Raw genomic sequence first — 10,814 nt, 5'->3', positions numbered from 1 at the left:
TTTTCTTCCGGCGTCATCGGGCTTTCGCCCTTGGGCGTGACCTTGCCCACCAGGATGTCGCCCGGCTGGATCTCGGCGCCGATGGCGACGATGCCGGCCTCGTCGAGGTTGCGCAGGGCTTCCTCGCCGACATTGGGGATGTCGCGGGTGATTTCCTCAGGACCAAGCTTGGTGTCCCGGGCCATGACTTCGAACTCCTCGATGTGGATCGAGGTGAAGACGTCATCGCGCACGATGCGCTCGGAGATGAGGATGGAGTCCTCGAAGTTGTAGCCATTCCACGGCATGAACGCGACGAGCACGTTGCGGCCGAGCGCCAGTTCGCCCAGCTCCGTGGACGGGCCGTCGGCCACCACGTCGCCAGCGGCGATCCGATCGCCAACCCGCACAAGCGGACGCTGGTTGATGCAGGTCGAGGTGTTGGAGCGCTGGAACTTCTGCAGCCGATAGATGTCGACGCCCGGCTTGGTGGGGTCGGTCTCTTCGGTGGCCCGGACAACGATCCGGGTGCCGTCGATCTGCTCGACCACGCCCGAGCGGCGGGCCACGACCACGGCGCCGGAGTCCACGGCCACGACGCTTTCCATACCGGTGCCCACCAGGGGGGCGTCGGTGCGGACCAGCGGCACGGCCTGCTTCTGCATATTCGAGCCCATCAGGGCGCGGTTGGCGTCATCGTTTTCGAGGAAGGGGATGAGCGAGGCGGCGACCGAGACGACCTGCTTGGGCGACACGTCCATCAGATCGACGGTGTCCTTAGGCAGCAGGGTCGGATCGCCGTTCACGCGGCCCGGGACCAGATCGTCGACGATTTCGCCGTTTTCGATCTTGATATTGGCCTGGGCGATGACGTGCTTGGCCTCTTCCATGGCCGACATATAGACCACCTCATCGGTGATCTTGCCGTCCTTGACCCGCCGGTACGGGCTCTCGATGAAGCCGTACTTGTTGACCACCGCGTGGGTGGCCAGGGAGTTGATGAGGCCGATGTTCGGGCCTTCCGGCGTCTCAATGGGGCAGATCCGGCCGTAGTGGGTCGGGTGCACGTCGCGGACTTCGAAACCGGCGCGCTCCCGGGTCAGACCACCGGGGCCAAGGGCCGAGAGACGGCGCTTGTGGGTGATTTCCGACAGCGGGTTGGTCTGATCCATGAACTGCGAGAGCTGCGAGGAGCCGAAGAACTCCCGCACGGCCGCAGCCGCCGGCTTCGCATTGATCAGGTCGTGGGGCATGACCGTGTCGATATCGACGCTGGACATGCGCTCCTTGATGGCGCGCTCCATGCGCAGCAGGCCGACGCGGTACTGGTTTTCCAGCAGCTCGCCCACCGAGCGGACCCGGCGGTTGCCGAGGTTGTCGATGTCGTCGATCTCGCCGCGACCGTCCCGCAGGCCGACCAGGGTCTTGAGCACCGCCAGGACGTCGGCCTTGCGCAGGACGCGGACGTCGTCGGGGCAGTCCAGCTCCAGGCGCATGTTCATCTTCACGCGGCCGACCGAGGACAGGTCGTAGCGTTCGGAGTCGAAGAACAGGCTGTTGTACATGGCCTCGGCGGCTTCCACCGTCGGCGGCTCACCCGGGCGCATGACCCGGTAGATGTCGAACAGGGCGTCCTCGCGGGCGGTGTTCTTGTCGATGCGCAGGGTGTTGCGCATATAGGCGCCCACCGTGACCTCATCGATGTCCAGCACGTCGAAGCTGGTGAAGCCCTGCTCTTCCAGGGCGCCCAGCAGGGTGACGTCCAGCTCGTCGCCGGCCTCGCCGTAGATCTCGCCGGTCTCGTGGTTGACCATGTCGGCGGCCAGATAACGGCCCGTCAGGGCCTCCGGCGCCAGCAGCAGGGTCTTGAGGCCTGCGTCGGCGAACTTCTTGGCGTTGCGGGCGGAGATCTTCTGGCCAGCCGGAGCCACCTCTTCGCCGGTCTCGGCGTCGACCAGCGGGAATTCCGGCTTCACCCCGCGCCAGCGGTCGGGCTTGTAGGCCGTGGCCCAGCCGCCTTCGCGCTTCTCGAAGGTCACGGTCTCATAGAAGGTGGAGAGGATTTCCTCCCCGTCCATGCCCAGCGCCATGAGGAAGGTCGAGGCCGGCAGCTTGCGGCGACGGTCGATGCGGACATAGACGATGTCCTTGGCGTCGAACTCGAAGTCCAGCCACGAACCGCGATAGGGGATCACCCGGGCGGCGAACAGCAGCTTGCCCGAGGAGTGGGTCTTGCCCTTGTCATGGTCGAAGAAGACGCCCGGCGAGCGGTGCATCTGGGACACGATGACCCGCTGAGTCCCGTTGACGATGAAGGTGCCCTTCTCCGTCATGAGCGGGATGTCGCCCATATAGACGTCCTGCTCCTTGATATCCTTCACCGAGCGGGCGCCGGTCTCTTCATCGGTTTCGAACACGATGAGACGCAGCTTGACCTTCAGCGGCGCGGCGTAGGTCATGTCCCGCTGGACGCATTCCTCGACGTCGTACTTCGGGTCCTCGAACTCGTAGGACACATATTCGAGCACGGCGCGCTCGTTGAAATCCTTGATCGGGAAGACGGACTTGAAGACCGCCTCGATCCCCTCGTCCCGGCGGTCGGCCGGGCGCACTTCACGCTGCAGGAACTGTTCGTAGGACGATCGCTGAACCTCGATCAGGTTCGGCATCTGCACAGCTTCGGGGATGCGGCCGAAAGACTTCCGGATCCGCTTCTTGCCGGTGAAGGATTGCGCCATTTTATTCCCTTGAGCGCACGCAGGCGTCAGGCCAGCGCGCCGTAAGTTTCATCCTGCGTCCACCCTCAACCCCCGGAAGGCCGGGGGCCGGACGCTGGAAATGTCCCCTTTACGTCGGGGACGCTCCCTCGCATGGTCGGAGGGCGACGGACCATGCCTCGGAGACGGAACGTGCGAAGACTCGCGTCTTAGCTGAATCGGAATTTCGCGAAGCTCGCCAAATAGGACTTTTGCAACCCGTTGGGAAGCCCTCTTCCACAGAAAAGTTAAACCTGCCGTGGAACGCGGCGCTGAGCCGTGACTAAAGCCTGATGCGCCAGCGCAGGATCTCGACGCCGCCGTGCACGGCGTCATCACGTTCACGCGCCACCAGCGCCCCGCCATTCTTGACCACCACCTGCTGCGACGCCGGATTGTCAGCGTCGGTGGTCAGCTCCACCTGATCCAACCCGCGCCCCCTCGCCTCTTCCAGCATCAGGGCCAGGGCGTGAGTCGCGTAGCCGCGCCCCCGCCGCCAGGGCGGCACGGCGTAGCCGATATGCCCATAGGGAAACCAGTCCGGCAGCGGCCCGCCGCCTGGCCCCCAGCGCAGGCCGATGGCGCCGCAGAAGCCGTCATCCCAGATCCAGCGCCGGAGGCTGGGCAGCCGGGTCCCCAGGCTTCCGTCCAGACGCATGACCGGCGGGCCGCCGCCATCGGGATTGTCGAGGGAGTCGACAAAGGCCTGGGGGTCGGCGGCGATGCGCTCGAGCTCTTCGTCAGCCGCCGCCTTGCCGCGCACATTGTCAGACGACCAGCCCCGCCGCAGCGCGTCGGCATAGGCAGGCAGCAGATCCAGGCTGGGGGTTTCAAGCGTGACGGGCATGATCCGACTATCGCGCCAGTCAGGCCGCTGGGAAAGTGGTCGCCGACAGGACGCCAGATGACGGGGCGCCAGACACGGAAACGGGCCCGGAGGTTTCCCCCCGGGCCCGCGAAAGAGACGCGAGATGCGTCGCTTGAGTCCTACTTGATCTGGACCGAAGCGCCGGCTTCTTCGAGCTTCTTCTTGATCTCTTCAGCTTCCTGCTTGGAGATGTTTTCCTTGATGTTCTGGGGAGCGCCTTCCACCAGGTCCTTGGCTTCTTTCAGGCCGAGGTCCGGACGCACGCCGCGAACTTCCTTAATCACGTTGATCTTCTTGTCGCCGCCGCCGGTCAGGACAACGGTGAACTCGGTCTGCTCTTCGACGGCTTCAGCCGGGGCGCCACCGCCGGCGGGGGCGGCCGCGGCCACCGGAGCGGCGGCGGAAACGCCCCACTTTTCTTCCAGCATCTTGGAGAGCTCAGCGGCCTCCAGGACGGTCAGAGCCGACAGGTCTTCGACGATCTTTTCGAGGTTAGCCATGGGATTTTGATCCTTGAGAGATTGGGGATGTCGGGAAAATGACGATCAGGCGGCGTCTTTGGCGGCGTATGCGCCCATGACGCGGGCCAGCTGACCGGCCGGAGCCTGCAGAATGCCGGCGATCTTGGTCGCAGGCGCCTGCACGAGGCCGATGATCTTGCCGCGGAGCTGGTCGAGCGAGGGCAGAGTCGCAAGCGCGCTCACCCCGGTCTTGTCCAGAACCTGCGTGCCCATCAGGCCGCCCATGATCACGAGCTTCTCGTTTTCCTTGGCGAACTGACTGGCGACCTTGGCGGCGGAGACCGGGTCCGGGCCGTAGGCGATGGCGACGGGGCCAGTGAAAAGGGCGTCGCCCTCCTCGCCAACCGAGCCGTTCAAAGCCTTCTGGGCCAGGGTGTTCTTCACCACCTTCAGCTGGGCGCCCTGCTCACGCAGGCGACCCCGGAGATTCGTCATTTCCGCAACGGTCAGACCCAGATTGTGGGTCACGACCACGGCGCCGGATTCGGCGAAAACGCTTTTCAGCGTCTCGATCGCTTCCTGCTTTTGAGCGCGGTCCATTGCGGTCTCCTACTCAGGTGCGACGCCTGGACCATTCCAGACGCCGTGTGACGGCCACGGGTCGGGGAAGCCCCGCCTCGGAACCATCAAGCCTGTCCTGTGAGAGAAGCCGCAGCCGTCGCGCCCGATGTCCGCCATGCGGAAATGGGCCTTGTCGGCGTCATCTTCCCGTCTCCCCGCGAGTGTGGAAGGGCTCTTCCACGCTTATGATCCAGGCGACCCCTGGATCCCGCAGTTCTTGGACAGGATCGGAAGTCCCGAAACCGGGAGCTTCCAGTCCCCGCCCCTCCTTGCGGAGCGGCGAAACCTTAGAGGGGCGGCTCATACAGCAGCGCGGGGCCCAGCGCAACGGGTCCGCCGCGCGCACAGCCGCCCACGAAAAAGGGGAGCTGCGTCGCCGCAACTCCCCCTGGTCGTCTATTCGGCGCAGAGGTGTCTAGGCGCCGACCGAACTGGCTTCGATCCGGAAGCCGGGACCCATGGTCGAAGACAGGCTGATCTTCTTCACATAGGTGCCCTTGGCGCCCGACGGTTTGGCCTTGTTGAGGGCGTCCACCAGGGCCTTGACATTGGCCAGGATGGCTTCGTCCGAGAAGCTCGCCTTGCCGATGCCGGCGTGGATGATGCCGGTCTTTTCGGTGCGGAACTCGATGGCGCCGCCCTTGGCGTCCTTCACGGCCTGAGCCACGTTGGGCGTCACGGTGCCGACCCGCGGGTTCGGCATCAGGCCACGGGGGCCGAGCACCTTACCCAGACGGCCGACCAGGGCCATCATGTCGGGGGTGGCGATCACGCGGTCGAACTCCATGAAGCCGCCCTGGATGCGTTCCACCAGCTCTTCGGCGCCGACAATGTCGGCCCCGGCGGCGGTGGCTTCGTCAGCCTTGGCGTCCTTGGCGATGACGGCGACGCGGACGTCGCGGCCGGTGCCCGAGGGCAGGTTGACCACGCCGCGGACCTGCTGGTCGGCGTGACGGGGGTCGACGCCCAGATTGACCGAGATCTCGATGGATTCGTCGAACTTGGCCTTGGCGTTTTCCTTGACCAGGCGGATGGCGTCTTCGACCGAGTGGCTGGCCAGACGGTCGCCGGTCCAGGCCTGGATGCGCTTTGCTTGCTTGGGCATGGTCCTCAGGCCTCCACGATCTCAAGGCCCATCGAACGGGCGGAGCCCTCGATGATGCGGGCGGCGGACTCGACGTCGTTGGCGTTGAGATCCTTCATCTTCGATTCGGCGATCTCCCGCAGCTGGGCGCGGGTGATCTTGCCCACGGTCTCGCGGCCGGTGAGCTTGGCGCCGGACTTAATGCCAACCGCCTGCTTGATGTAGTGGGTCGCCGGCGGGGTCTTGGTGACGAAGGTGAACGACTTGTCCTGATAGACGGTGATGACCGTCGGCAGGGGCGTGCCTTTCACTTCCTTCTCGGTGCGGGCGTTGAACTCCTTGCAGAAGCCCATGATGTTGACGCCGCGCTGACCCAGCGCCGGCCCGATGGGCGGCGAAGGCGTGGCGGAGCCCGCAGGCACCTGCAGCTTGATATAGCCCAGAATTTTCTTGGCCATCTTCTCCTCTTTGACCGGACGTCCGGTCTGTTGAGCCGTGGTGCGGGGTTATGGCTGGCCAGCCCCCTCCCACGGATTTGAGCCGCGCGACCAAGGGCCGCCCGGCGAAGCCCGCGCTTCTATCAGCGGGGGCGCCTGCGGGCAAGCGCGGTCGAAATGAAGGGTTATTCACCACGAAGAGCACAAAGAGCACGAAGACTCAGAGGACAAAGCGACGAACGCCCTGGCGAAACATCGGCACGTTAAAATTCATCAAGTAGCCGAGCCGAAGCTGTGACAGGCGCAGATAGGTGATGATCTGCGCCTCATGGAGGCGCGAGAGCGCTTCAACGGCCTTTATCTCGATGATGACTGAGTCCTCGACGAGAAGATCAAGCCGATAGCCAGCGTCCAAACGCCGGCCTTCATAGACGACAGGCAGGGGTGACTGACGAATGACATTCAGCCCCCGGCTTTCCAGCTCAAATGTAAGGCAGGTCTCGTATGCAGATTCCAAAAGCCCAGGCCCAAGGACACGATGGACCTTGAGACCCGCATCAATGGCCTGACGGCCCACCGCCTCGATGCCTGCATCGAGGCCTTTGTGCTCTTTGTGTCCTTCGTGGTTCAATTTTTCGCCCTGCATCGATCCGCGAAGGCATTGAACGCGAAAAACCCCGATTAGCTGGTCTTTTCGACCTGGGCGTATTCGAGTTCGACGGGGGTGGCGCGGCCGAAGATGGAGACGGTGACGCGCAGGCGGGCGCGGTCCTCGTCGACCTGCTCCACCGAGCCGTTGAAGCTGGCGAAGGGGCCGTCGGTGACGCGAACCTGCTCGCCGATTTCGAAGCTGATGGTCGGCTTGGGCCGCTCAACGCCTTCCTCGATGGCGCCGATGATGCGGGCCACTTCCTTTTCGGACACCGGCAGGGGCTTGGCGCCGGAGCCGAGGAAGCCGGTCACCTTCGGGGTGTTCTTGATGAGGTGATAGGCCTCGTCGGTGAGGTTCATCTTCACCAGGACGTAGCCCGGGAAGAATTTGCGCTCGGTGTTGATCTTCCGGCCGCGGCGGATCTCCACCACGTCCTCGGTGGGCACCAGCACCTCGGAGAACTGATCCTCAAGACCCTGATTGCGGGCCTGGTCGAGGATCGCCTCCTTCACCTTCTTCTCGAAGTTGGAATAGGCGTGGACGATGTACCACTTGTGATTGGTCGGCGCGACGGCGTCCGCGGTTTCAGCGTTCATCTCGATTATCCCGCGTTGGCGAGCTGGAGGATGAGCCCCATCAGCCAGCTGATGATGAAGTCCACCCCGAAGAAGAAGATCGCCGCCAGAACCACCATGATCCCGACCATCACCGAGGTGATCCAGGTCTCCTTGCGGCTCGTCCAGGTGATCTTGCGCCCCTCGGCGCGGACCTCGCGGATGAACTGACCGGGGGGGGTCTTCTTTTTCGGCGCGGAGTCGGCGAGCGGCGAGCCCGAGGACATGGCCGCGGCCGTCTTGGCGGCGCGGTTCCTCATTGCTTGCGGCGTGGCGCCCGGTTTCCTGGCCATCGAGGATAGCGACTTTCTACTTGAGGACGGCGACGCCTTGCGCCCCCGCCCACGCGGTTCACGGCTTCATAGACATAGGGTGGCAGGAGTGGAGGGACTCGAACCCCCGGCCCTCGGTTTTGGAGACCGATGCTCTACCAGCTGAGCTACACTCCTACACGCCTCAACCCCACGCCCCTAAGGACGTCTGGTCGTGGCTCCGAACAATAAACAACGCACCGGAAGGCGGGAAGCCCGCCGGCGCGCATGGTCATCACCGGAGCCGGCTCGTTTAGCAGGGGGCGCCCGCACGGGCAAGTTGGATCAAAGCGCCCCTGAACGGCGTTTGGACAGGGTAAGTAATCGTACAGGCGAGCCCCCAATGAGCGACACCAAGCCCCCAGGCGCCCAGCCCGGTCATGACCGCAACCGCGATGACGAGCAGCGGCCAGGCTCTCCCCCGACCTCGGCCTATGTCCCGGAGGGCTCAGAGGACTCGACTCACAGCGACAAGACGCAGACGGACCCCGACAGCGGAGCGCCCGCCAACGCCGATCCCGAGCCCGCCGATTCGAAGATCGACCGGGACGCCTGAGCGCCTTCCTGGATCTGGATGCTCAACAGGTTGTCCTCGCTGAAGCGGAGGCGGCTGTCTAGGTCTTGACCCCGTCCAGCTCGAAACTGCGATCGAGATTAGCGATCTTGTCCTCGACCAGCCTGACGCGCTTCAGCGCCAGAGACGCCGCCCACAGCCCCGCGCGGACCGGCATGGGGGTGCGCGCCATCGCCGCCACCGGCAGGCCCTTGCGACGGAGAATCCCATTGGCGTAGTGCGCGCCATTGGTGATCCGCGAACTCCAGGTCTGGTAGTCCACCGACAGGGAGACGTTGAACCCCTCCTGGTTCTCGATCCGGTGCGGCGCATGCAGCGGCCAGGTGGCGGCCATGCCCGGCTCCAGGTCAAACACCTGGGCGGCGGCGTCCATGTCCCGGCGGTAGGGCAACTCTTCGGTCTGCTGCTTGAGCAGGATGTCCTCCATGCCGGTCTGGGGCATGTGGGCCTCATCGGCCGGATAGATCCAGATCCGCTTTCGCCCTCGCATGTGGAACAGGCAGACCCCCGGAGAATCGGCGTGGAATGGCACCTTGGCCTGAGGCGCCGAGAGGATCAGCTGGCCGTTCAGTTGCACGGGCCGGAAGTCGGGGACCTGCGCCCTGATCTCGTCAAACGCCGCAGAGATGATCGGTCCCAGGGCCTCATAGTGCGCCTCGACCCGGCGCAGCTGGACCCACACCCGCCCCTCCTTGATACCCTCAAGGACCTTGTCGCCGGGCAACCGACCGCGAACGCCGGTGCGGAGGCGAAACTGCCCCTCATCGTCGAAGTCGAACAGATTGATGTCGTAGAGTTCGGCGGGATAACGATCGAGGAGACTTGCCAGCGCCTCGTCCTCGAACAGCCCGGTCGCGGCCAGGTCATGGGCGAAGGTCATCGGGGCGCGGCGGAACTGCGCCCGCTGGTCGGGGGTCCACGCTGGGACAAGGTCGCCGCCTGAGACGCCCGGAACAGAGTCCAGTTTCATCTTCGCGCTCCTATTCCGACAGCAGCAGACTGGCGCTGGCGAGTGACAGGCCAACCCCCAGGCCGACACTGAGTCGTCTATGTCGCCATCCGAGCGCGCCGATGGTGCGACCGACCGCGGTCAATCGCCCCTCCAGGGCCGGCTCACAGGCTGTGATCCGATCCAGCCTGCGATCCAGGCGCAGATAGGCCGCGGTCAGGCGCTCATGCAGCGCGGGGTGGACCTCCCGAGCCCTGGAGACCAGGTCCCGCAGGCCGGTGATGAACGGATCGACATGGATGTCGCCTTCCACGACCTCAGGGCCCGGATCAGCAAACACCCGCTTGTAGCTCTCGGCGCCTGGCCCGAAATCGGCGAAGCTCACGCCTTCTTCGGCCAGGACGCTCAGGGTCTCGTAGGACAGCAGGGCGCCGGGGGAAAATCGCGAGAAATCCCGGTCATAGATCGGAAACCAGAAGTGATAGGTGTCACCAGACAACAGGCCGACCTCGGCGGCGATCTGGCGGCCTTCGACCTCAAGCACGGCGACCCGCAGGCCAAAGTCGTCGCTGTCGATCTCCGCAAGGCTCGCCACCAAGGCCCGGGTCCACGGGGTGGCGAAGACATCGTGCTGACCGGTGCGTCGCATCTGGTCACGTTTGCCGTCGATCAGGCGGGCCAGATCATCGGGATCCTTTGACCAGCGGAACTGGACCGGGCCGTGGGCCTTGGTCAGCTGCCGCATGCAGCGCTGCTTGTCCTTCACATAGTTCCAATGTCCGCCCGCCTTGCGGTCGGCGAGATAGGCCTCATACCCCTGACGCAGGTCGGCCAGCATGGCCGGCCGAGTCTCGCCCTGGCTCACGCCTTGGCGAGGCAGGCCCATGAGACCGCTGAAGCGGTAGCGACGCGCCCCAAGGGCGCCGACGACCTCCCGCAGATCGACGCCGGCGTCTGGCCGAGCGATCAGTCCATGATAGTCGGTCAGGGGCGCGCCTAGGGGTTGAAGCAGCCCGCCCCGACGTTGAAACGGTAGGAAGGCCTTGGTCAGCCCATTGCGGCGGACGACCGCCACCGCCGCGCCAGGGGCCCACATGGCGGCGGCCTCAATGTAACGCAGGTCAAAATAGGGGCTGTAGAGCGCAGGGTTGGCTTTGCGAAACTCGGCCCACAGGACCCGGTCAGCCTCACTCAGCTCGGCCACCGCCCGCGTCTCGACTCTCAGTCCAGGCCCCATGCTGGCGCACTCCATGGTTTCGGACGCTACAGGTCGGAAGAACCCGCAAGGAGAGCGCCACGCCCGGATGGAACCATGTGGAGGTTTCGAAAATGGAAAAGGCCGCCGGGTTTTCCCCGGCGGCCCTGACCTTAGGTTGCAGACTGTGCAGCCCTTGGACTATTCGACGATCTTGGCCACGACGCCGGCGCCGACGGTGCGGCCGCCTTCGCGAATGGCGAAGCGCAGGCCCTGGTCCATGGCGATCGGGGTGATCAGCTCCACGTCCAGC

Annotated in this window: 13 protein-coding genes and 1 tRNA gene; 1 reads left to right on the top strand and 13 read right to left on the bottom strand. The window is 64.9% G+C overall.

The annotated features are described in order from the left end of the window. The 10 genes from rpoB to Q7V15_RS06470 all read right to left on the bottom strand — a co-directional run. Window positions 1-2,717: DNA-directed RNA polymerase subunit beta (gene rpoB, locus Q7V15_RS06515; protein WP_304754620.1), on the bottom strand; the 2,717-nt coding region annotated here is incomplete at its 3' end. A gap of 301 nt (window positions 2,718-3,018) precedes the next feature. Then, window positions 3,019-3,582: a GNAT family N-acetyltransferase gene (locus Q7V15_RS06510; RefSeq protein ID WP_304754619.1), complete on the bottom strand. Its 564-nt coding sequence runs from the start codon at window positions 3,580-3,582 to the stop codon at window positions 3,019-3,021. 140 nt (window positions 3,583-3,722) lie between these two features. Beyond that, complete coding sequence (rplL, locus tag Q7V15_RS06505; RefSeq protein WP_304754618.1) at window positions 3,723-4,103, bottom strand: 50S ribosomal protein L7/L12; 381 nt, start codon at window positions 4,101-4,103, stop codon at window positions 3,723-3,725. 45 nt (window positions 4,104-4,148) lie between these two features. After that, entirely contained in the window at window positions 4,149-4,664 is a 516-nt protein-coding gene (gene rplJ / locus Q7V15_RS06500) for a 50S ribosomal protein L10 (protein WP_304754617.1), read from the bottom strand. A 436-nt stretch (window positions 4,665-5,100) separates the two neighbouring features. Further along, window positions 5,101-5,790: a 50S ribosomal protein L1 gene (gene rplA, locus Q7V15_RS06495; RefSeq protein WP_304754616.1), complete on the bottom strand. Its 690-nt coding sequence runs from the start codon at window positions 5,788-5,790 to the stop codon at window positions 5,101-5,103. 5 nt (window positions 5,791-5,795) lie between these two features. Further along, window positions 5,796-6,227: a 50S ribosomal protein L11 gene (gene rplK / locus Q7V15_RS06490; protein WP_304754615.1), complete on the bottom strand. Its 432-nt coding sequence runs from the start codon at window positions 6,225-6,227 to the stop codon at window positions 5,796-5,798. Between the two features lie 199 nt (window positions 6,228-6,426). Next, window positions 6,427-6,852 (bottom strand): GxxExxY protein, encoded by a 426-nt coding sequence (locus Q7V15_RS06485; protein ID WP_304754614.1) that lies wholly within the window; start codon window positions 6,850-6,852, stop codon window positions 6,427-6,429. Window positions 6,853-6,887: 35 nt separating this feature from the next. After that, window positions 6,888-7,454, bottom strand: a complete 567-nt coding sequence (nusG, locus tag Q7V15_RS06480) for a transcription termination/antitermination protein NusG (protein WP_304754613.1) — start codon at window positions 7,452-7,454, stop codon at window positions 6,888-6,890. Between the two features lie 5 nt (window positions 7,455-7,459). Further along, window positions 7,460-7,732, bottom strand: coding sequence for a preprotein translocase subunit SecE (secE, locus tag Q7V15_RS06475; protein WP_304754612.1), 273 nt, complete (start codon window positions 7,730-7,732; stop codon window positions 7,460-7,462). A 113-nt stretch (window positions 7,733-7,845) separates the two neighbouring features. After that, window positions 7,846-7,921, bottom strand: a tRNA-Trp gene (locus tag Q7V15_RS06470). Between the two features lie 205 nt (window positions 7,922-8,126). Between Q7V15_RS06470 and Q7V15_RS06465 the strand changes: the two genes are divergently transcribed. Further along, window positions 8,127-8,339 (top strand): hypothetical protein, encoded by a 213-nt coding sequence (locus Q7V15_RS06465; protein ID WP_304754611.1) that lies wholly within the window; start codon window positions 8,127-8,129, stop codon window positions 8,337-8,339. A 58-nt stretch (window positions 8,340-8,397) separates the two neighbouring features. Here Q7V15_RS06465 and Q7V15_RS06460 read toward each other — a convergent pair whose 3' ends face one another. The 3 genes from Q7V15_RS06460 to Q7V15_RS06450 all read right to left on the bottom strand — a co-directional run. Beyond that, the gene (locus Q7V15_RS06460) at window positions 8,398-9,327 is read right to left on the bottom strand and encodes a transcriptional regulator (protein ID WP_304754610.1); all 930 of its coding nucleotides are present in this window, start codon (window positions 9,325-9,327) and stop codon (window positions 8,398-8,400) included. A 10-nt stretch (window positions 9,328-9,337) separates the two neighbouring features. Further along, window positions 9,338-10,543, bottom strand: a complete 1,206-nt coding sequence (locus Q7V15_RS06455; protein ID WP_304754609.1) for a GNAT family N-acetyltransferase — start codon at window positions 10,541-10,543, stop codon at window positions 9,338-9,340. 159 nt (window positions 10,544-10,702) lie between these two features. Next, window positions 10,703-10,814: hypothetical protein (locus Q7V15_RS06450; protein WP_304754621.1), on the bottom strand; the 112-nt coding region annotated here is incomplete at its 5' end.

It is taken from the genome of Phenylobacterium sp., from assembly GCF_030651755.1.
GTDB lineage: Bacteria > Pseudomonadota > Alphaproteobacteria > Caulobacterales > Caulobacteraceae > Phenylobacterium.
The sequence above is the reverse complement of the archived record's forward strand: the minus strand, read 5'-3'. Positions and strand labels throughout refer to the sequence as shown.

What these genes read in the sequence shown, in the direction of transcription:
- Q7V15_RS06510 (WP_304754619.1), bottom strand. Translation starts at nt 3,582, where the DNA reads ATGCCCGTCACGCTTGAAACCCCCAGCCTGGATCTGCTGCCTGCCTAT.
- rplL (WP_304754618.1), bottom strand. Translation starts at nt 4,103, where the DNA reads ATGGCTAACCTCGAAAAGATCGTCGAAGACCTGTCGGCTCTGACCGTC.
- rplJ (WP_304754617.1), bottom strand. Translation starts at nt 4,664, where the DNA reads ATGGACCGCGCTCAAAAGCAGGAAGCGATCGAGACGCTGAAAAGCGTT.
- rplA (WP_304754616.1), bottom strand. Translation starts at nt 5,790, where the DNA reads ATGCCCAAGCAAGCAAAGCGCATCCAGGCCTGGACCGGCGACCGTCTG.
- rplK (WP_304754615.1), bottom strand. Translation starts at nt 6,227, where the DNA reads ATGGCCAAGAAAATTCTGGGCTATATCAAGCTGCAGGTGCCTGCGGGC.
- Q7V15_RS06485 (WP_304754614.1), bottom strand. Translation starts at nt 6,852, where the DNA reads ATGCAGGGCGAAAAATTGAACCACGAAGGACACAAAGAGCACAAAGGC.
- nusG (WP_304754613.1), bottom strand. Translation starts at nt 7,454, where the DNA reads ATGAACGCTGAAACCGCGGACGCCGTCGCGCCGACCAATCACAAGTGG.
- secE (WP_304754612.1), bottom strand. Translation starts at nt 7,732, where the DNA reads ATGAGGAACCGCGCCGCCAAGACGGCCGCGGCCATGTCCTCGGGCTCG.
- Q7V15_RS06465 (WP_304754611.1), top strand. Translation starts at nt 8,127, where the DNA reads ATGAGCGACACCAAGCCCCCAGGCGCCCAGCCCGGTCATGACCGCAAC.
- Q7V15_RS06460 (WP_304754610.1), bottom strand. Translation starts at nt 9,327, where the DNA reads ATGAAACTGGACTCTGTTCCGGGCGTCTCAGGCGGCGACCTTGTCCCA.
- Q7V15_RS06455 (WP_304754609.1), bottom strand. Translation starts at nt 10,543, where the DNA reads ATGGGGCCTGGACTGAGAGTCGAGACGCGGGCGGTGGCCGAGCTGAGT.